Genomic DNA, 21,273 nt, shown 5'->3' on the forward strand with positions numbered 1-21,273 from the left:
AATATCTCCAGGCCAGCTCCCGATTCCATTCAATAAAGATTGATATTTATAGCGCAACCTCCAACTTCCCACTTCCCACTTCCCGACTTCCTAACCTCCGGCTACCAACCCAACTTTTTCGCCATTAATTGCAAAATCCATTTACCCGAGTAAATTTGTTACTCAGTGAGTAAGTTTATTACTCAGCCAGCTATTTCCCAAGAACGGGAGTGAAGGAGCGAAGCTGTCCGCCCTCCGCCGTAAGCGGAACTTAAAATTTAAAATGAATAATTACTTAATAGTAACTGCTATTGTTTCTAACTTTAATCGAATAATGGATTAATTACTAATTTTAAATTATCCCATTTTCCATTTTAAATTATCCATTTTTTCATTTTAAATTCTTTCACTATGGCAAATATTATTGTTGACAAAACTTTCAAATTTGCTCAGGAAATAATCACTGTTTACCTGGATTTAAGAGAAAAGGGGCACTATAAACTTGCTGATCAACTAGTAAAATCCGGGACATCGATTGGTGCAAATGTAGAAGAAGCTCAGGCGGCCCACTCCAAACTTGACTTTATCGCAAAACTCACAATTTCAAATAAAGAAGCACGAGAAACTAGGTATTCGATGCGTCTTCTAGACCGAAAGAACTGCTGTTAGAGCATGGTTCCATGCCTTATCTTAAATCAGAAATCGAAGAAATAATCATGCTACTCAATTCTATTATCAAGAAATCCCGCGAAAACCTTAAGTAGCTAATCTATTATCAGAAGCCATCAGAGGCCAATAGAATTCGCCCCATTTTAAATTCTAAATTTTACATTTTACATTTTACATTTTACATTCTCCATTCCTCCATTTTAAATTCTCAATTCCCTTCATTTTAAATTATTAAGTGCTCGAATCCCTCGTCACCTCCAAAACCCGCATCAAACTTCTACTGAAGTTCTTTTCCCATGCCAATTCAGGCTACCTGCGTGCCCTCGCCAAGGAGTTTGAGGAGTCTACGAATTCGGTACGGATAGAATTGAACCGCCTGACCGAAGCCGGATTGCTGGTGTCGGAAGATGAAGGCAAAACAAAAATGTATAAGGCCAATACCAATCACCCCTTCTTCGATGAGATTAAAGGGATGGTTTCCAAATTCCTGGGACTAGATGACCTCATGGAACGTATTGTCAAAAGAATGGGGGAGGTAGACAAAGCTTATATCATAGGAGATTATGCCAAAGGAATTGACTCAGGCACCATTCAGATGATACTTATCGGAAAGGACTTGGATAGGGAATACCTGGAATTTATTAAGGAAAAAACCTTCGAGAAAGTGCTGCGCAAAGTAGAAGTATCCATCTTGGAATCTGACCCAGGAGATATCCAGGGTATTTTAGTATATGGAAAGTAACCTCAACTCTTCAAACTCCAACCCCTGTCCGCCGTGTCGGAAACATCCAACCATCCAATTTTTCTTTTCCCCCATAAAACTTTAAATTCATTTACCGTATAGCCAAAAAAACAACCATAAAAGCTTGCATACAGTTAAGAACTATACCAAGCCTACCTATAAAATCGTAGGAAGATATTTAAGCGAAATAGGGAAATATTTAGGGCAAGGCAAACCTATTACCGAAGCCCTAAGAGGGTTTTCCGGCTTATTACCTCTACTGCCGTAATTATAAATTTCCAAACGAAGCAGAGTTACCTTGGATAAATCATTTTGCCTATAAGAAACTGGAATCCCTCCTCAAACCGGACATGAACGTTCTGGAATTTGGTTCCGGAGGTAGCACCATGTTTTTGAAGAATAAAGTAAAAAGTATTTATTCCATAGAGCACGATGGAGAATGGTTCAAAGAAGTAGTAAAAAATGCTGGCGCTCATCCAGGACTCACACTGAATCTCCACATTCCTGAGAAGGAAAATAACCAGGATTTTCCTGATTTATATAAAAGCGTAAACGGAATGTATTGCGATGGATTGACCTTCCAAAACTATGCGCATGCAGCTGATCATCTCCCAGATGGAAGTATAGATTTACTCATTATCGATGGCAGAGTGAGACCGGCTTGCTTGATTCAGACGATTTCAAAGTTAAAGTCGGGCGGGATCTTATTATTTGATAATACAGAGCGGAATTCCTACCAACCTTTCCTAGAAAAGTATTTGAAAGGCTGGAAATCTGAAAAATATCAAGGCGTTACGGTTTGTCATGCATTTTTTTCGGAAACAAGTATTTACTGGAAACCATCAGAATAAATAAAGGAAATTGAATCGCAAGTATTATTTTTAACTGTTTAAATTTTAATAGCCCAGAATATGGTTTCGGCAATTGTCCCAGTTTTTAATGCTGAAAAGACCTTAGTTAAGTCAGTTGAGTCCGTTTTGCTCCAACCAGAAATTGATGAAATATTTCTAGTGGATGACGGTTCAAAAGACAAGTCTTTAGAGCTTTGCCATCACTTGGCTTCGAAGTACCCAATAATCAATGTGTTACAACATCCGGACGGAAAAAATAAAGGAGCTCCAGCTTCCCGGAATCTTGGCCTTTCCCAATGCAAAAATAAATGGGTTCAGTTCCAGGATGCTGATGATGAATTATTGCCTGATAAGATAAAAAAGCAACTTGAGTGCCTAGATGAGGAGAGCTCTTTTTTGGTAGGCTCGTTTTTTTTTCAAAAAGAAGGGAAAAGGGAGTTTCAAAATTACCTTACTGATCCCTGGTCAGGCTTGCTTGGAATCAAACTAGGTAATTCTATTTCCAATTTATACAATGGTGATCTGATCAAGCAAATCGGAGGATGGAGAGAAAATCTCCCTAATATGCAGGAATATCACTTGATGTTTGATTTGATGAAAGTGAATCCCAAAGTTTCCTTCTGTGCAGAACCCCTGGCAGTGATGATATTCCGAAAAACCTCAATTACACATACCGATAAAAACAGAAAGATCAAGCAGAATAATTACTTCACCTACAGGAGGAAAGTGAGGGAATACTTGGAAAGTATAGGTGAGTTTTCATTAATTCGAAGACATTATTACCACATCAGCACAGGAAATAATTTATCCTACCATAAGCCCCCCTTTGAAGTAGAAATCAATAAACTCTACTATAACTTATACAAGAAAGTAAAAGGCCTGAAATCTGTGTTAGGGTAATTGTTTAATACATTCAACAGTTACCATAGCCATCAAACCCAACCATCAACCAACAACCAACAACTAAAATCCAACAACCCTGTCCGCCGTGGAGGAAACAACCACCTACCATTTTAAATTCATCATTTTTCATTTTAAATTCATCATTCTCAATTCTTCATTTTAAATTCTTCATTTTAAATTCTCAATTTTTTCATTTTAAATTTTAAATTTTCAATTCTCAATTCTCAATTCCTCCATTTTAAATTTTACAGTTGAAAGACAACATAAAAATCATCCAACCCACCTCAGGCTGGCAACTCATAGATTTCAAGGAACTCTGGCGATATAAGGATCTCCTTTATTTCCTCACCTTAAGAGGCATCAAAGCCCGATATGCCCAGTCAGTTTTGGGAGTAGCTTGGGCAATTATCCAACCCCTTTTTACTACTGTAGTATTTACAGTAGTCTTTGGCAACTTAGCTGATGTGGATTCAAACGGCATTCCTTACGCCCTGTTTTCCTACCTGGCACTGTGGCCTTGGAATTACTTTTCAGGTACCCTTACCGAATCTGCTAATTCCCTGATCCAAAACGCCAACATGATTACCAAAGTCTATTTCCCGAGAATGGTGCTACCCCTAAGTTCCATACTGTCCAAACTCCTAGACTTTCTCATTGCCTTTGTAGTAGTGATCGGGATGATGATCTATTATCAGATCACTCCCGGTTGGGGTTTGCTAGTTTTGCCTTTATTGATCATCCAACTCCTCATGTGCAGCCTAGGCGTGGGCATGATGCTTTCTGCCATGGCTGTGAAATACAGAGACGTGAAGCATGCATTGACCTTTGTAGTTCAGCTTTTACTCTATGCAGCCCCGGTAGTTTACAGTACCACTGCAGTGCCTGAGGTTTACCAGAAATTCTATATCCTCAATCCCATGGTTGGAGTCATTGAAGGTTTCAGAGCCGCATTCCTCGACCGTCCCATGCCCTGGGAATGGATCTGGCCAGGTTCTATCGTAGCCTTGGTCTTATTCATCTTCGGCATGATGTATTTTCGGAGGATGGAACGCATATTCGCCGATGTTGCTTAACTGCCCCCCAACCCCCTGAAGGGGGAGCAAGTCTCGAATAAGGATTTGGGTGATTAAAGTGTTATTATTCGCTAGTTAAATTTCCTCCTCCATTATAACAATCAGAAAAAGACTAGACCAATTCTCCCCTATAGGGGCGGGGGTAGACCGAAGGCGAAATAATTTTCCAAAAAAATGCATCACAACGCTTCTCCAGAAATATTTAGAAGAGCTAAAGAACTTCGCATGAGATTAACTCCTGCAGAAAGCGTATTGTGGGAAAGATTAAGAGCAAATAGGCTTAATGGCCTTCTTTTTAGAAGGCAACACCCAGTTTCTAAATATATTCTAGACTTCTATTGTCATCAATATCAAATTGGGATTGAACTCGATGGAGAAATACATGATCAAAGTGATCAAAAAGTAAGAGATATAGCAAGACAAGAAGATTTAAATGCTTTGGGTATCTACATCATAAGATTTAAAAATCATTTTGTAATTCAAGAGGTAGAAGAAGTTCTTCGATTGATTTTAATGGAGATTGAAAAAATTAAGACTTCAATCTCTTCAAACAGAAAATATTAGAATAGAGGTAATAACCCAATTCTCCAGCTTTAAACTTTTGAAGTCTCAGATTTCTACTAAAGTTGCATTTCCCCCCTTTAGGGGTCGGGGGTAAAACGCATATTCGCCGATGTTGCCTAGCTTTCACCATCCGGAGATCCCGATCATATTTTATTTCAAAGGTTATCGGGACGGAGGATGGAACGCATATTCGCCGATGTTGCATAATTGGTTGTTAGTTGTATGTTGTTAGTTAACCCCACCAACGAACAACCAACAACCAACATCTAACAACCAACATCCAACATCCAACATCCAACAACCAACAACGAACAACGAACAACGAACAACCAATAACCAACACTCCACCTTATTGAGAAAGCATTTTCAATTCATCATTTTAAATTCACAATTTTCAATTCTCCATTTTCAATTCATCATTTTAAATTCATCATTTTAAATTCTCCATTTTAAATTCTCCATTAATAATTGATCTCCTCCCTCCCTTTCGACTCCTCCCTCTTCAACTATCCCGTTGGTAAAATCGCCATAGAAGATGATTGGAATGAACAAAGAGTTCTTGAAATCAGCAAAGGATTTTCAGCTAGTCTATCTTTTTTCTGAAGCGCCTTTAGAGATTTACTGCCCTAGTATTAAGTTGGTCGACACTAAAATTACATTTCAAAAAAAGCTATCTCCCTTAGATCAAATTGAAGATATTCGGAAGTTTAATAAACCTACCCTGAATGAAGAGCTAATTGAATTGGCTTATTTAAGTGGCATATATTCCCGATTTAAAACTGACCCCAGACTCCAAAACCAAGAATTTGAAAAACTCTACAAACTTTGGATCAATAAAGCATTTGAAAATCAGGAGATATTAATAGCCCCTGAGCAGGCTGGAATGGTCACATACTCCGTGGATAAGGATATGGGAGCCATTGGTCTGATTGCAGTCTCCGAAAACCATCAAGGAAATGGCTGGGGAACGGAAACTGGTCCAGGCTGCAGAAAACAAATCCCTTCATGCAGGAGCCAAAAAGATGCAAATCCCAACCCAAGAAACCAACATCCCAGCCTGCAAACTCTACCAATCCCTAGCTTATACCCCTGTAGAAATAGCTTATGTATATCACTGGTGGAAAGGATGAGTGTTGAGTAGACAGTATCCAGTCTCAGTAGTCAGTCTCTAGTCTCAGTAGTCAGTATGCAGTGGTCAGCTTGACAACCGCCAACCATTTTAAATTCATCATTTTACATTTTAAATTCATCATCCATCATTCTCAATTCCTCATTTTAAATTCTCAATTCTTCATTTTAAATTTTTCATTCTAAATTCTCAATTTTTCCATTTTAAATTAAAAAAAAAGTGCTCCTCTCCATCATCTCTCCAGTTTACCAAGCCGAATCGCTTCTGCAGGAACTTGTAGAAAGAATTCGTCAGGCAGTTTCAGGAATTACCGATTCCTATGAAATTATTCTAGTTGAAGATGCTAGCAAGGACAATTCCTGGAACAAAATCGAAGAATTAGCATCTAGATTTCCCGAAATCAATGGAATCAAGCTTTCCCGCAACTTCGGGCAACACTATGCCATCACCGCAGGTCTGGATGCAGCAAAAGGGGAGTGGATTGTCGTTATGGACTGCGACTTGCAAGACAGACCAGAGGAAATTCCAAATCTTTACCAGGAAGCCCAAAAAGGATTTGATGTGGTGTTGGCTAAAAGGGCGAATAGGAGAGATGGATTTTTTAAAAGACTTTCTTCCAAGGTCTTTTACAGAACTTTAGCTTGGCTTACAGGGTCCAAACAGGATGAGAGTATCGCCAATTTCGGAGTCTATCATCGTAAGGTGGTCAATGAGATTATTGGGATGCGGGAGTCCATCCGCTATTTTCCTACCATGGTGAAATGGGTAGGATTTCGGCAAACAGCCATTCCGGTGGTCCATGCTGAAAATGGAGATAGAGGAAGTACCTACAACCTGAAAAGGTTGTTTAATCTTGCCTTGGATATCATGCTGGCATATTCTGATAAACCTATTCGATTGACTGTCAAACTTGGAATGCTGGTAGCCCTCACAGGATTTCTTTTTGCCCTATATACCCTGTATAGATATTTGGATGGGGATATCATTGTTGCCGGTTATGCTTCCCTGATTATCTCCATTTGGATGCTTACAGGCTTTCTACTAATTACCCTAGGAATGGTAGGCCTATACATCGGTAAAACCTTCGAAGGAGTGAAAAACCGACCGATTTATATTGTGGAGAAGAGGATCTCAAGATATAAGACATAAGAATCAAGACATAAGACCTAAGACATAAGACTCAAGACATAAGACAGAAGACATCAGACAGAAGAGATAAGACAGAGGAAGAAGACACTAGAGATAAGATACAAGAATCAAGGCCTGTTCTCAGCAACGCATCGCTATCCATTTTAAATTCCTCTCATTTTACATTTTAAATTCCTTTTCTCTCACCACAATCAATTACCCATCTAGAAGTCAAATTTCCAAACCCAAATATCAAGGAACTTCATCTGATGTTAGTTTTGTTAGAAATACTAACGTTCACTAACTTTACAAATATGAACAACAAGGAGAAGAGATTAAATATCAAGAAATTACAAAATAACATTAAGGAGGTAATGCCATCTATCCTTAAGGAAATTGAAGTGTATGAAGATGCACTCAAAAAGTCTAGTTTGAAAAGAAAACCAACTGTAGCTCCTCAGTTTAATCTTGGATAAACCTGGTCTTTGGGTTATTGCGGGGTGTAATGGAGCTGGTAAATCATCTTTTTCCAAAGCACTTGTGAATCCAGGAATTCTGCCTTTTGATTATGATTTCCATTTTTTAAAAATTTACCATACACTTCAATCAAGTGAAATTCAAGACTTAATGGCTCATAACTTGGCCTTTGAAGAACTTCAAGCTCAGATAAATGACTCAATATTAAGGAAAAGGGATTTCTGTTATGAAACAAATTTTAATGACACTCCACTTGAATGGCCTCTAAAGTTTAGAGCTGAGGGCTACAATATTCATCTTATATATTTTGTAATGAATTCAATTGAAGAGGCTAAAAGAAGAGTTCGCATTAGGGTTGAGAATGGCGGACATTTTGTTCCAGACAGTGAAATAGTAGAAAGGTTTTATGCTGGCTACAGTAACTTAAATGATAATTTTAAATTTTTTGATTCCATTGATGTTTTTGACAGTTCTGTGTATAAAAGAGAACCTAGGTATTGTTTTTCCTTTACAAAAGGAAAGCTTGGATACCATGAATTCTTGCCAAAATTTTTGAATGAGCTGGTTCCAAAACTGGCAATTGAGTTTGAGTAATTAAAATTGAACAAATCATTACCACAAAGTAAAAGAGAAAGCATAGGTCAAACTGCCACCTACCACCATCATTTTAAATTCCTTTCATTTTAAATTTTAAATTCCTCTCATTTTACATTTTAAATTCTTTTCATTTTAAATTCCCGGTATCTAGAACCCAAATCATAAATCCGAACTCATAAATCCGAAATCCGAAATCAAACTCCCCTTCAACAAACCCTACCAGACCGGTAAGGAACTTACATACATTCAAGACGCGATAAACCGGGGCAAGATCTCAGGAAACGGCTACTACACCCAGCGTTGCCAATCCTTCTTTGAGCAGAACTATGGAATTGAAAAATGTCTTCTGACAAATTCCTGTACAGATGCACTGGAGATGGCAGCCTTGCTTTGCAATATCCAACCTGGAGACGAAGTTATCCTACCAAGCTTCACCTTTGTGTCCACAGCAAATGCTTTTGTTTTACGAGGTGCCAAAATCGTTTTTGTAGATAGTAGTGCAGATCATCCCAATATGGATGAAAGTCTTATTGAGGAGCTAATTACTGCTAATACCAAGGCTATTATAGTTGTTCATTACGCTGGGGTGCCATGTGAAATGGATAGAATCATGAGCATTGCCACCAAACACAACCTTTGGGTGATTGAAGATGCTGCGCAAGGAATAGATAGTTTTTATAAGGAGAAAGCCCTTGGAAGTATAGGCCATTTATCTTGCTTTAGTTTTCATGAGACAAAAAATATTCAATCCGGCGAAGGGGGACTTTTAGGTATCAATGACCTTGATTTAATTAGAAGGGCAGAGATCCTATGGGAAAAGGGAACTGACCGGGCTGCATTTTTCCGTGGTGAAGTAAATAAATACAGCTGGGTGGATATAGGCAGTTCCTTTCTGCCTTCCGAAGTGACAGCTGCCTTTCTTTGGGCGCAATTAGAAGAGCTAAAATCCATTCAAAGCAGAAGATTATCCATTTGGGATTCATATTTCCAGCTTTTTGATAAAGGCAGTACAACTACTGAAATACTCTCAGAAACCTATCAAAAACTACTATCCCAAGCATCCGGGAAATTTGATATTACTTGGCAGGGTATTGAGAATAAGGGAAATGCCCATATGTTTTATTTACTCTTCCAAAATGAAACTGAAAGGTCTGAATTTTCCACTATTCTAAAGAATGAGGGTGTACTGTCTATTTTCCACTACCAAAGTCTTCACAAATCAGAATATTCCAAAAAGCATTTTCCAGATCAGTACCTGCGTGAATTACCCAATTCCGATCGGTACTCCGATTGCTTATTAAGATTGCCGGTATTTTACGAATTACCTGAGGTCAGTATGCTGTAAACAGTGGTCAGTATTCAGTAAGGCAGTAGGAGGACAGCCACCCACCCGCCAACAGCCCATCCTAATTGTCCTGAGTTCCATTCTTCGCCAAAAGGAGTTTTTTGAATTCACCTACTACAAAAACAAATAAGCCTACTACACCAGTAACCATCGATTGAATCTCACTCAAGAAAGACCTCTCAAAATAACCGATCAGACCTATACCCAACAACAAGAAAGAGATAACAGCCCATTGCACATTGCCAATATTGCTATTTTTTCTCTGAAAACTTCTGATTTTTTGCCGCTGCGTAGTAGATAGATTTGCCATTATAAAATACCTAAAGGATTTACTGAAAAGTTTCAGACTTCCTCTGGTCTCATCTAGAATGATTACCCCTTTTTGGTACAGTTCCATCACCTCATCATAGTTCTGGTAATTGAAAAATCCTTCTTTTGCGTAATTTACGCAGACCACCTTTTCTTTTAAACTCAATTCTGACCAGATATTATAATAATAGGCTTTACCATAACGCTGCGTCAACAGATTGATATTCTCATCTGAATAATTTTTATCTGATTTGTTTTTTAAAAAGTCCTCTACTATGGATTCACAAAATCGAATGTTTTGTGGATCCCAATAACAGGAGTTTTCTGAAATTAGAGGAACGAATTCAAAATAAAAGCCACTCATCAGCTCCGAAAATCTCACTTTTGCCAAATCTGTACTCAATCGGCTTACCAAAGTTCTCCAGCTATTCCCGCTACTCAGGATTAAATGCATGGATCCCGCCAAACTATGAATTTCAGCCATTTTCCGCATCAGTTCATCTATTGAGTCCAACGTATGGATATCTTCTATTAGAATAGCTTTTTTATCTTCCAGATGTTGCCTCTTAGGAATAAAAAGTCCTGCATCTGCACAATCCACTATAAATAGTTCTTCGGCATTTAAGCTAAGGTTGGTGAAAATCCAGTTACGGGTCATATGACTGTCACAACCACACAGAAATAGTCGAAAGTTTTCACTCTCTGGGTGACTTTTGTTGAGAATTTCCCATAAAGAGTTTTGGTTTTGAGGCTTGAATTTGAGCCAAAATGCTTTTTCCAAATTTCGCTTAAAAGCTTTGTATAAACTGATTAATAAAATAACACTCAGGCCGATAATCAAGATATTCCAAATGCTCAAATTAGATAGCTCATTTTCGCTTTTGAAATTCTGGGATAGCAGTGAGGTTTTGAATGCCTTAGGATGTGGATGTACAAAACGAGCCACTTGAGGATCTGAGGGGATAACGGTCTTTGAAAAAGCAGTTGAACGCAGCTGCTGATACCAAGAAACCTTTTCTTGGTTAAAGGAATCTTTTTTAACAGTCAAACTGTAATCCCAGATTTTCTCTTCCATGCTGAAAACTCCAGAGCAAATAAAAAATCCAGGAATAAACCCTATCGTAAAAAACCAGAAAAACATAAATGTAGGATAGGACCAAGGTATCTTGAATTTGATTTCCAAATCCTTTTTGAAAATCATAAATGTGCCTATAACCAAAGCCATAATTAGAATTCCAATAAAAAAAATCATATAGAAAAAACTCAATTTTTTGAACAATCAGATTAATAGTAATAACCCTAAAATTGATAGCATGTATAGTGAGGCTAAGCTAAACTGCTCTTTTCTGTTTTCTCTAAACAGCAACCAAAAAAAGGAAAACTTTTGCCAAGGGTATTTTCTTTTTATGAATAAAGTCAAGGAAATAAATAGTCCGGTAAGTAGCAGTCCATATAAGGAGATGATAAACATACTTTCCAGAGCACTAAGACCAGTTTTGAGGTGATGTACATTGAGATTGACCAAATAGATCAGCCATAGAGTTTGGCCTTTGAAGTTTATGGGTTTGAGCAATGCTTTGTATTCCTGTCCATTGATACGTATTGGCTCTATCCAGTGCCCGTCCAATTCACTTCCCTTATAATTGACGATAGTCTGAAATACTCCCCATTTATCCTCCTCCAGCACACTTTCTAGATTGGTAAATGGGATCTCAAACTTATCACTACTCATCAGAACTTCTCCATCTTTTTTGACCAAAACAAATCGTCTATCCCGCTGCAATTCAAAGTTTTCCAGTTTGAAGGCCACAGCATTTATAGCACCCCTCGACTTTATACTTAGCATGTTTTCTGGGATCCCATCTTTTTGAGAAAAAATCCGCTCTAGAAAAAGGGTGTCACTAGGTTCATTCCTTTCATTGATCAAATACTGAAAGTACTTTCTGTGGTGCACCGAGATAAACCTAAAATCAAGGATAGGATCATTTTCAGGAGTTGATTTCATAAATAATGTCGTGACCCTACCCGTTGCATCCGTTTCTAAATATTCATGGACAAGACTATTTTTTAGTAAGTTTTTTTTATTCTGTAGATGGAAGTAGGCAGAGTCGAGTTTATCCTCCAGTTTATCCCGAATATTATCTGCAAAGTTTTTCTCTTCCCTCGTCGGATTGTGTAGGTGGATCAGATATGCAGTAAGCCAGCCCATAAGTACCATGATCAAAATCCATGAGGTTCCCAATAAGATCACCCGACTTTGTGTCAATGTATCCCCCTTATCCATACTGACAAAAGAAATTATTGGCATGGTGCTGATCAAAAACATAAAAAACAAGATCAAAATTGTCAACAGAGTGAAATCGATCTTATAAGCTACTCGTTCCATTTTTTCCTTGTCGATCAGCCCCATCACATATATTTTAGATGATCCTTTGACAAGTGGAGTCATATAGCCTAAAAAAGTTTTGGAAGATAAGACCAACTCCTGTTTATCAGGACGCTTATCTTTAATCAAGTCAGAAAAATCCATTCCCTTCAACTTATCTGGATAAATTACTTGTCCATTTGGCTTAAACAATACCAACTCATCAAAAAACACATTACTTTGAGCCATCTCTCTTAGCCAAACCCCATAAGATACTTTTGTGTAAAATAATGTATCTTCCCGAGCTGGGTTGATTGTATCATTGGCTTTATTAAAGCGAAATATAGTCGCAAGTTCCTTTTTTTTTATTGCTTCTTTATATGATGAATAGTTTATTCCCTTGTACAACAATTCTTTAAGTGGAATATGTGCGAGGTGCAGTGAATCTTCATAGCTGATGGCCGGTCTATCATCTTGATGTTGATAAAAACGAAACTTATCTTCAATTCGCTTCATTTTTTTTGCCGCATCACTCTTATTTTGGTCTTTTCCATATTTGGCAAACACATACCATCCAAAGCTTCGTATCTCTGCATGGAGATCTTGGGTGGATTTTAAAAGCGCATCCCTCACCATCAGGATATTCCTGGATGCCTGACTATCCATTTCCTGTCTGTTATTTTGTGATTGGATAAATAGAAAAGAGGCCATCAAACCAAGGCAAGCCAGTCCCACAATCCAAATAATTTTTCCAGATCTATTCATAGTTTCTTTAAGTTTCTTATTCACCTTCTTGTAGAAGATCTAACCTGTTATTGTACAGTGGATTGAATATGTTGGTATAGCTATTTCATTTTAATTTTATGAGCAGGACTAGAGAAAACTCGTAATTCTTTGTCGTTTTAAACAGTTCTTAATGGATCCCTGCTCCTTTGATACAGTGTACCGGCAAATTCTGATATCGCCTAGATTTTGAAGTAACCTGCACTTTCAATATAAAATCCAATTCCTCGGCAGCACAGTGATGTATGGTTAAGTATATATATCTGCATCTAATTGAGACTCTTTATTTTGGATATAATGGTCAAAAATAGTTGGTAAAACCCCTGTAATTAACTGGTATATAATTATTTACGAGAACCTTATTCAAATGCGTTTCAATAAGGTTCTTTTGTTTTATGAAAACTTCAAAAAAAGCGTTGTTGGGCATGTGGCTTTTTAGACTCAATTAAATGGGGAAAACAAGGAGGGAAGCAGCGATATAAATGTAAAAACTGCGGCATTCTTTTTACGGCATCTAATACCGGAGTAGCAGACTCCAATCGGTTTATCTGGTTTTACAAATGGGTAGTAGGAAGAAGGACTTTGGATCAGTTAGTGATGAGAGTGGCTACAGTAAACGGACCTTAGAGCGCTATTTCGTCAGTTGTTTATGTCATCCACCCAAGCTGAGCGTCTATCCCTCCGAGAAGGTAAATTTGCTCATAGATGGCACCTATTTCAGTCGTGATTTATGTCTGGTATTGTATCGTGATAATACCGTTAAATTCACACAACTCTACCGCCTGACCAACGGAGAAAAGTATGAGGAACTGAAAGAAGATTTGGAAAACCTGTTTTCCCTTGGAGTGAATATTGAATCTATTACCTGTGATGGGCATCGTGCCTTGCTGAAAGCCATCCGTGTTGTCTGTCCCAACATTACCCTGCAGCGATGCGTAATCCATGTCCAACGAATGTGTCGAATATGGCTCTCCAGTAAACCTAAGAGCCTTGCTGGCCAAGAATTGAGAAGAATTGTATCCAAACTCCATCTAATCAAAACCAAGGAGGAATTGAGCTATTGGTTACTAGGATTGGCTACCTGGGATAAAACATACCATGAGTACACCCATCAAAAAACAGTAAACCCTCTCACTGGAAAATATTGGTATACCCACAAATTATTGAGGAGATCTTTTTCTGTCCTTAGGACTGCTTTACCTCATCTGTTTGAATACCTGGACAATCCACGAATCCCAAAATCAACCAACGGCCTAGAGTCTTTTTTTGTTCATCTAAAGAATAATCTGGCCATCCACAGAGGCCTTTCTACAACAAACAGAAAAAACTTCCTAAAGTGGTATTTGTACTTCAAAAACGAAAAGCGGAAGAAGGTTTTCCTAGCCATAAAACAAGAAGAATGAAGCACTAAAAAAGGTCTCCCAATCTAGGAGACCCTTCATTCCCACTTGGCAGTTTCTATTGCTGTTAAGTTGCTCCTCAGCAGAGCTTAAGTCCTCTTCAAAACGGCAAGGAATTATATGAAATATTTAAACCAAAAACACCAACTATTTTTGGCCACATTACCTTATTTTGTAACCAAGCCAAAAAATCACCATTATACCCTTACTAGTCACACTAGTGTCCCTGCGTTGGAAAATCCTTACCTATTCACTTTTCCCACCTAGTCAGACAGCTGTTCATGACAGGTCAAAGATTTCTTCATTGCATTCATTGCAGCATTACTGATCTTACCTCTTAGGAATACCCATGAGCCTAGCCATAGCTTGATATAATCCTGTCTTCCCAACTTAACAGTATTCAATAGTACATTTTCCACCCGCTTTTTGATCGGTTGCCTGTATCGTTCGAGTTGGGCTTCACTTAATGCCGGCCAAGCCCTTCCTCCTTGGAATGTTGGCATGTCTGCTTTCTCCTTATTTTCTCTAGTTATAAACAAAGGGATTATCTCAACACCTGGCTCGGAATCCGTCTTCGACATGAATTGCTTTCTGGTTTCTTCATTGATACCAGCATAACCCTTTTCAAAAATTGGGTTTTTACTGGAGATTGGAACTGTAAAATGATCCAATAGAAATTTTTCACAGTTTGCCCTGCCCAGAAAGAAATCATGAACCCTGAAATCCTTGGATAGGAATCCCCCAAAGCCTCCCAGTGAACCACAGGCAATAGCCTTTTCTCCCTTGATTTTATCATCTCCTTGATAACGTACAGGTGATATCACGTACTGCCCAGCCATATTTGATGCCAAGGAATTCTTTAAATGCTCAGGTTTTATCCTTGCTTGATTCATAAGCACAGACAGGAAATTTTTGACATATCCAAATAAGTTTTCTCCTTCTTCCACAAAGTTTGGCTTACTTGGAAAAGGATCTATCATAAGGATAGTGCTTCTTGCTTTGGTATAATCCTGATTAATAGACTTCTTATCCTCATTGAGTAACTTATTCAGCGATTCCTCTACCTTTTCAAAGGGCTCATTGTTCATCATACCCCCATCTACCAGCATAGTCTCGTAAAAATCTTCTTCAAAACGCGCCCCATTACCATTACTCACATGACTGAGCCACTCCAATTCCTGCATAAGCCTGCCACTTCGTTTCATATTAACAGGTGATAAGCCTATGGGAAACGCCCCTGTGCCTATAGCTGCTAGTTTGTATAACTCTACAAGTTCAGGATCTTCAAAATCTGCCCTTACCCAACCTTTTACAGGCTTCTTACCCATGGAAAAGCAAGCAAAGTCCCTATGGTCATGTATGCGGTACAGATCCTGATCTAACCCATCACCTCTGAAATTAAGACTAGATTCAAAACCCTTCAAATTGGTCAAGGTGGTAAAAACTCTTAAATCCTCTGATATATAATCCCGCTTTGCTATTTCACCTCTTGGAGCATCTATGATTCTATCTGCTATTTTGCGTACAAACTGAGCATTCAGTAGGGATTGTACATTCCATTTTTTGATGTCATCATTCTTTAGAAGATAATCAAGCATGGTGGGGCAGGAGGAAGATAGCTCATCTTCCAGCTGATCTACCCAAGCATGGTAAAGAGGGTTTTCAGGTATCGTTTTTTCGGGATTATAGTCTGTTAGGTGAACTGACTTAAACTGATGCAGCAAACTCTTTGCTGCGATTAGGCCACTCATACCTCCTGCAGAAGCACCACCTATTACAGAGATCTTTACCTGATGCTGCGGAACACGATCGGCGGGCAAGTTTTTCTTTTTCTCCTCCCAGATTTCCAATGCCTCAATCAAATAATCCAATACTCCAGCTGTATATGCTCCCAGCCGAAATAGCTCCAGCCAAACATAGCCCTATATGAAATACCTCAGGCTTTTTTTTATCACTCATACAATAAAAATTTAAATATTTAAAAAACTTTATTAAGGATATAAAAAACAGATATCCTTATTCAACAATAACAGTGTCTTGGAGAACTTGACATTAAGTTAGTTAAACATTTATTGTAAGTCAATCATTAACAAGTATTTGGGTGTTTTTTTTATCTTTTGAAAAGGGTTGGCCCTTAGTGCAATTCAGGGTAAGTCACTTTTACTCCAAAAGTTGTCTCACTAAAAATTTGCGAATCCAACCCAACCGAGTAAATTTATTACTCAGTCAACCCCTAGCACCTAAAATGGGAGTGAAAGGGCGAAGCTGTGCCCGCCGAAGGCGGAATGAAGAGCTTAAAATGTTTTTAATTTAAAATTAGTCCTCATGTGATATGGTTCTCGAATCTGGGTCATTTTAAATTTTAAATTCTCAATTCTCAATTTTAAATTCCCTCCATTTTAAATTTTAAATTTGCTCTTCAACTCCTTCACCTTCCTTCTTTTCCTACCCATAGTATTTCTACTATACTGGTTTGTATTTCAGAAGAACTTGAAGCTACAGAATGCCTTTCTATTATTTGCTAGCTATGTATTCTACGGCTGGTGGGACTGGAGATTCCTGGGCTTAATCATTGCCAGCTCAGCTGTGGATTATTGGTGTGGCCTTAAAATTGTAAATGGTAAACCGTCAGTGGTGAGTGGTGATCGACCTCATGACACTACTCACCACTTACAACTCACTATTTACAAAAACTGGTTCCAAGGTCCTAAATTCTACCTAACACTCAGCCTCGCCTTCAACCTCGGCCTACTCGCCTTCTTCAAATACTTCAACTTCTTTATTGACTCAGCAGCTGACTTTATCTCCTTACTAGGATTTCAACCTCATATCAGCACGCTTAACTTAATCCTTCCTGTAGGCATTTCTTTCTATACCTTCCAAACACTCAGCTATTCTATAGACGTCTATCGAGGCAACTTAAAACCCACCAAGGATCCAGTAGCCTTCTTTACCTTCGTAGCTTTCTTTCCCCAACTGGTAGCGGGTCCTATCGAAAGAGCTTCCAACTTATTGCCTCAGTTCTTCAAAAAACGGGAGTTTATATATCAGCAAGGTTCCGATGGAATGAAGTTGATCCTCTGGGGTCTATTTAAAAAAATGGTGATTGCTGACAACTGTGCCTTGGTAGTCAATCCCATATTCGAGAATTATCAAACTGCATCTGGATTAGAGCTAATCATGGGAGCCATCCTCTTCGCATTTCAGATCTATGGAGACTTTTCAGGCTATTCTGATATAGCTATTGGTGTAGCCAAACTCTTCGGATTTGATCTGATGACCAACTTCCGTACTCCTTACTTCAGCCGCGACATCGCTGAGTTCTGGCGTAGATGGCATATATCGCTCTCCACCTGGTTTCGGGATTATGTCTATATCCCGCTTGGAGGTAGCAGAGTTCCCAAAGCCAAAGCCATCCGAAATATCTTTATCGTATTTCCTGGTCTCTGGCTTCTGGCATGGTGCCAACTGGACATTTATAGCTTGGGGGGGGGATTCATGCAGCTCTATTTATTCCGATCTTTTTGATTGGGAAGAATAGAACTCATCTGCATGAGGGGGACCATTTAGTGCCTTCTGTACGAGAACTCTTCCAGATGGCATTAACCTTTGCTTTGGTTTGTATCGCTTGGGTCTTTTTTAGAGCGGATACCATAGGGGATGCCTGGGGGTATTTGAGTGGATTATTTGTTAACCCACTATTACCAAAGAATTTTGCTTGGCTAGGCTATGATATAAGGATAGCCCTACTATTATTTCTTGGATTGGAATGGTTAGGTAGATACCAGTTCAACTGGTTCTTTACGATTAATCAATCTGCTATTAGATATTCAGCCTATCTTCTCTTAACTGTCTTGCTGGTTTATTGGGGTGTATTTGGTGAGGCAAAGGAATTTATCTATTTCCAGTTTTAATGAAAAAATTTCTCATTAAAATTCTTGGTTTTTCTTTGATGGGGCTATTGATGGTTTGGGGTTTGGACTATTGGATTACTAAAGGTATCCAAAATTCTGCCTACGAGGATGTGAATACTTGGGCAAAGGTATTGGAAGGAGGGATGTCTAATGACATTATTATTTTAGGTTCTTCAAGAGCCTACCGACATTTTAACCCTGAATTTATAGAAAAGGAGTTGGGTTTATCGGCTTTGATTCTAGGGAACTCAGCTGCAAAAGTTGAGTTTTTATCCTTTGCACTAAATCTATATTTGCAAAGGAATTCAAAACCGAAACTTATCTTTTGGGTCTTAGATTATGATACTTTTGAAAAGTCCAATGAAATCCTGGATTATCAAAAGTTCCTTCCTTTTGTGAGCACTAAGCCTGTGAAAGATTTTCTTACTGAAAACGGCTTAATTTCAAACCTTGAACTCATGCTCCCTTTGGCGCGGTATGCTCATTGGACCAGACTCAAATGGGAAGGCTTAACCTCAGGAATAGGAAAGGAAGAAAGTTGGAGCAAAGGGTTTTATCCTTCAGAAGCCAGCTGGGATCATGAATTCGATACCAATTTTCGGAAGAATTTCAAACCTTCAATGTTTCAAACAAACGATTCACTTATAAAGCAATTTGAAAATCAGTTGCTAAACCTTAAAGCAGAAGGAATTGAATCCATCTTTATTTTACCGCCTTATTTGCTAAAAGAGGATTTCCAGTATCTAAACCATTCTGAAATAGTTGAGTTATATCAGAGATTCGCCGAACTTTCGAGTGGTTATTTCTTGGATTATGGACAAAATACTCTAATCAACGAACAGGACTATTTTTATGATTTTTACCATATGAATAGGAAAGGTTCTATCAAATTCAACAAATTACTTGTAGGAGACTTAAAATCATTTGTTTTTTTAATGCTCTTATCAAATGATAAAAAAGCTGAGATAAACACAATAAACTAGGGTAGAAAACCTCAGGAATTGATGGCGACTGGCGCTTTAAAAAAAATCGGAAAATTTAGTAATCAATTAAGAAATATTTAGATATTTCCATTTGCCAACTAACAAAAATAAAAGTTGAACGAACTGATTTACGGAAGAAAATGAATATGTGTTGTAGGGCCCAAAGGATATTTAACTCCTTATCTTCGCTCCTCTTCCTGCCTATAGTATTTATACTATACTGGTTTATATTTCAGAAAAGTATAAAGGTTTCTAATTTATTTTTGTTTCTAGAGAAACTTGCTTTTCAATTCTACCCAATACTAATTGTGTAGACAGTCTTTGAAGTGATTTAATATATGATCTCTCAGCCTCTTGTTTCAGTACTTCTTCCCGTATATAATTGTGAAAAGAGAATTTTAGAAGCAGTAGAAAGTGTGTTATGCCAGACTTATCAAAACTTTGAACTCATAATAATTGATGACCATAGTACGGATGGCACAAGTGAGATTTTAAAGAATATTTCTGATAACAGAGTAAGGATCTATACCAATCATAAAAATTTAAAATTGGCAGCTACCCTTAATAAAGGTATGAGCATTTGTGAAGGAAAATATGTTGCAAGAATGGATGCAGATGATATTAGTTGTTCAAATCGATTAGAAGTTCAAGTTGCTTTTCTTGAAGAGAATAGAGACTATTTACTAGTAGGATCAGCATACATTATGGAGGTAAAGTCTGAGAATAGAGGGATTAGAAAACAGGTAAGGAGCTATAGAAAATTAAAATCGAAACTTCTTTTTGGCAATAATATTTGCCATCCAAGTGTAATGTTTAATAAGAAATTGTGGCTCAGTAATAATTTGTATTACGATGAAAACTATGTTTATGCTCAAGATTTTGAACTTTGGACAAGAGCTATACCTATATGTAAAATGGCTAATTTATCAGAAGCCTTGATAATTTATAGGAGAGATAGTGATAATTCTAATTCTGAAAAATCAAGAATCACAAACTCAAACTTTGAAAGAGCAAGCATTAATTATATTCAGTCCATATTCAGAGATGTTTCATATGAAGAAGCTAAGCAATTGGCTATTTTTTATAGAAGACCAAACAATATGTCATTTAAGATAGCATTTCGAATGTATTTAAAGTCAATTAGAATATGTTTTCAGCCTTATGAATTTGATTATATTGATTTTATTTTTCGGATTCATAATCAACTTTTAAAAAATATTTTCAAATGAAACAGAATGAATTTCTCTTTGGTAATACCACCTCATCCATAAATTCTGCAGACATTATTTTTGATGTATTGTGGGATTATTTTGGAAGGTTTCAGTCTTTCATAGATTTAGGATGCGGATTGGGAGGATGGTCCGCTTCATTGGAAAGAAAAGGAATATCAAAATTTACTTGTTATGATCATCCCTCTGTTCCAATTGAAAAACTCTTGATTAAAAATAAGGCTAATTTTGTTCCAATTGATTTAGAAGAATCTATTCCAGTCCCACAAAAGGTGGATTTTGGAATTTGTATTGAAGTTTTAGAGCATTTTACTCCTGACAATGGAATAAAGTTGCTTAATCATCTTTCTGAATGTACTGATTTAATTTTGTTTTCAGCAGCAGTTCCATATCAGAAAGGTGTTGGTCACATAAATGAGCAGCGCCATAATTATTGGCATAGAAAATTTGCTGAAAGAGGTTATTTTTTTTATGACGGTTTTAAGCCTAAATTATATCAATTCGAAGATGAGATAAATTTTTATCACATCCAAAATCTGTTTATATATTATAGAGGAAAGCATATTCCGAACTTTGTTAACAAAGGTAATATTACATCTACAAAATTTGAAATTGTTGCTAAGGACATATTAGAAAAGCCAATGAGTTTTTTTGAATTGCTAAATCAAATACCTTCCAGTTTGTTGAGAAGTGCTAAATTCAGAATTAAAAAAATAAAAATATGAAGAGTACGCTATTATAAGAATCCAAAATCTTTCTAATTGCTATTGCCTAGGCATAAAAGGAAGACATGCTGAAACACTATCTGAATAAGAACTGAATTTAATAAATTT

Annotated in this window: 22 protein-coding genes; 19 read left to right on the forward strand and 3 right to left on the reverse strand. The window is 37.5% G+C overall.

Going from position 1 to position 21,273, the window contains the following annotated elements:
* Nucleotides 1-390: 390 nt before the first annotated feature.
* The 12 genes from AC0L6R_RS10430 (at nt 391) to rffA (ending at nt 9,457) form a co-directional block, all read left to right on the forward strand.
* Nucleotides 391-648, forward strand: a complete 258-nt coding sequence (locus AC0L6R_RS10430) for a four helix bundle protein (RefSeq protein ID WP_473271152.1) — start codon at nt 391-393, stop codon at nt 646-648.
* 235 nt (nt 649-883) lie between these two features.
* On the forward strand, nt 884-1,390 hold the full coding sequence (locus AC0L6R_RS10435; protein ID WP_473271153.1) for an ArsR family transcriptional regulator: 507 nt from the start codon (nt 884-886) through the stop codon (nt 1,388-1,390).
* Between the two features lie 124 nt (nt 1,391-1,514).
* Nucleotides 1,515-1,658, forward strand: coding sequence for a hypothetical protein (locus AC0L6R_RS10440; protein WP_473271155.1), 144 nt, complete (start codon nt 1,515-1,517; stop codon nt 1,656-1,658).
* Between the two features lie 82 nt (nt 1,659-1,740).
* Nucleotides 1,741-2,241 carry a class I SAM-dependent methyltransferase gene (locus tag AC0L6R_RS10445; protein WP_473271156.1) on the forward strand — a complete coding sequence of 167 codons (501 nt, stop codon included), beginning with the start codon at nt 1,741-1,743 and terminating at the stop codon, nt 2,239-2,241.
* 60 nt (nt 2,242-2,301) lie between these two features.
* Nucleotides 2,302-3,141 (forward strand): glycosyltransferase family 2 protein, encoded by an 840-nt coding sequence (locus AC0L6R_RS10450; protein ID WP_283412584.1) that lies wholly within the window; start codon nt 2,302-2,304, stop codon nt 3,139-3,141.
* A gap of 254 nt (nt 3,142-3,395) precedes the next feature.
* Nucleotides 3,396-4,217, forward strand: coding sequence for an ABC transporter permease (locus tag AC0L6R_RS10455; RefSeq protein WP_473271157.1), 822 nt, complete (start codon nt 3,396-3,398; stop codon nt 4,215-4,217).
* Between the two features lie 174 nt (nt 4,218-4,391).
* Entirely contained in the window at nt 4,392-4,781 is a 390-nt protein-coding gene (locus AC0L6R_RS10460; RefSeq protein WP_283412582.1) for an endonuclease domain-containing protein, read from the forward strand.
* 544 nt (nt 4,782-5,325) lie between these two features.
* Complete coding sequence (locus AC0L6R_RS10465) at nt 5,326-5,922, forward strand: GNAT family protein (protein WP_473271158.1); 597 nt, start codon at nt 5,326-5,328, stop codon at nt 5,920-5,922.
* 207 nt (nt 5,923-6,129) lie between these two features.
* Nucleotides 6,130-7,059, forward strand: a complete 930-nt coding sequence (locus tag AC0L6R_RS10470) for a glycosyltransferase family 2 protein (protein WP_473271159.1) — start codon at nt 6,130-6,132, stop codon at nt 7,057-7,059.
* 293 nt (nt 7,060-7,352) lie between these two features.
* The gene (locus tag AC0L6R_RS10475; RefSeq protein WP_283412579.1) at nt 7,353-7,514 is read left to right on the forward strand and encodes a hypothetical protein; all 162 of its coding nucleotides are present in this window, start codon (nt 7,353-7,355) and stop codon (nt 7,512-7,514) included.
* Nucleotides 7,507-8,109, forward strand: a complete 603-nt coding sequence (locus AC0L6R_RS10480; RefSeq protein ID WP_473271160.1) for a zeta toxin family protein — start codon at nt 7,507-7,509, stop codon at nt 8,107-8,109. Before AC0L6R_RS10475 ends, AC0L6R_RS10480 begins: the two co-directional genes overlap by 8 nt.
* 196 nt (nt 8,110-8,305) lie before the next feature.
* On the forward strand, nt 8,306-9,457 hold the full coding sequence (rffA, locus tag AC0L6R_RS10485) for a dTDP-4-amino-4,6-dideoxygalactose transaminase (RefSeq protein ID WP_473271201.1): 1,152 nt from the start codon (nt 8,306-8,308) through the stop codon (nt 9,455-9,457).
* A 61-nt stretch (nt 9,458-9,518) separates the two neighbouring features.
* On the opposite strand, the gene AC0L6R_RS10490 is transcribed toward rffA, so the two are convergent.
* Nucleotides 9,519-11,018 (reverse strand): hypothetical protein, encoded by a 1,500-nt coding sequence (locus AC0L6R_RS10490; RefSeq protein ID WP_473271161.1) that lies wholly within the window; start codon nt 11,016-11,018, stop codon nt 9,519-9,521.
* A gap of 27 nt (nt 11,019-11,045) precedes the next feature.
* Nucleotides 11,046-12,896, reverse strand: coding sequence for a hypothetical protein (locus AC0L6R_RS10495; RefSeq protein WP_473271162.1), 1,851 nt, complete (start codon nt 12,894-12,896; stop codon nt 11,046-11,048).
* A 462-nt stretch (nt 12,897-13,358) separates the two neighbouring features.
* Between AC0L6R_RS10495 and AC0L6R_RS10500 the strand changes: the two genes are divergently transcribed.
* Both AC0L6R_RS10500 and AC0L6R_RS10505 read left to right on the forward strand, forming a co-directional pair.
* Nucleotides 13,359-13,541, forward strand: coding sequence for an IS1/IS1595 family N-terminal zinc-binding domain-containing protein (locus AC0L6R_RS10500; RefSeq protein WP_473270116.1), 183 nt, complete (start codon nt 13,359-13,361; stop codon nt 13,539-13,541).
* Nucleotides 13,475-14,317, forward strand: a complete 843-nt coding sequence (locus AC0L6R_RS10505) for an IS256 family transposase, variant Zn-binding type (RefSeq protein ID WP_473270101.1) — start codon at nt 13,475-13,477, stop codon at nt 14,315-14,317. The genes AC0L6R_RS10500 and AC0L6R_RS10505 overlap by 67 nt, the downstream gene beginning before the upstream one ends.
* Before the next feature lie 260 nt (nt 14,318-14,577).
* Here the strand turns inward: AC0L6R_RS10505 and AC0L6R_RS10510 are convergent, their stop codons facing one another.
* Nucleotides 14,578-16,185, reverse strand: coding sequence for a hypothetical protein (locus AC0L6R_RS10510; RefSeq protein WP_473271163.1), 1,608 nt, complete (start codon nt 16,183-16,185; stop codon nt 14,578-14,580).
* Between the two features lie 541 nt (nt 16,186-16,726).
* Between AC0L6R_RS10510 and AC0L6R_RS10515 the strand changes: the two genes are divergently transcribed.
* From AC0L6R_RS10515 to AC0L6R_RS10535, 5 genes are all read left to right on the forward strand, one after another.
* A complete protein-coding gene (locus AC0L6R_RS10515; RefSeq protein ID WP_473271164.1) occupies nt 16,727-17,842 on the forward strand; it encodes an MBOAT family O-acyltransferase in 1,116 nt (371 codons plus the stop codon).
* Nucleotides 17,843-17,910: 68 nt separating this feature from the next.
* Nucleotides 17,911-18,228, forward strand: coding sequence for a hypothetical protein (locus AC0L6R_RS10520; RefSeq protein WP_473271165.1), 318 nt, complete (start codon nt 17,911-17,913; stop codon nt 18,226-18,228).
* Nucleotides 18,228-19,211: a hypothetical protein gene (locus AC0L6R_RS10525; RefSeq protein WP_473271166.1), complete on the forward strand. Its 984-nt coding sequence runs from the start codon at nt 18,228-18,230 to the stop codon at nt 19,209-19,211. The genes AC0L6R_RS10520 and AC0L6R_RS10525 overlap by 1 nt, the downstream gene beginning before the upstream one ends.
* 338 nt (nt 19,212-19,549) lie before the next feature.
* Nucleotides 19,550-20,440 (forward strand): glycosyltransferase family 2 protein, encoded by an 891-nt coding sequence (locus AC0L6R_RS10530; RefSeq protein WP_473271168.1) that lies wholly within the window; start codon nt 19,550-19,552, stop codon nt 20,438-20,440.
* A complete protein-coding gene (locus tag AC0L6R_RS10535; protein WP_473271169.1) occupies nt 20,437-21,165 on the forward strand; it encodes a class I SAM-dependent methyltransferase in 729 nt (242 codons plus the stop codon). The genes AC0L6R_RS10530 and AC0L6R_RS10535 overlap by 4 nt, the downstream gene beginning before the upstream one ends.
* The last annotated feature ends 108 nt before the right edge of the window (nt 21,166-21,273 follow it).

Source organism: Algoriphagus sp. 10J20-15 (genome assembly GCF_055809615.1).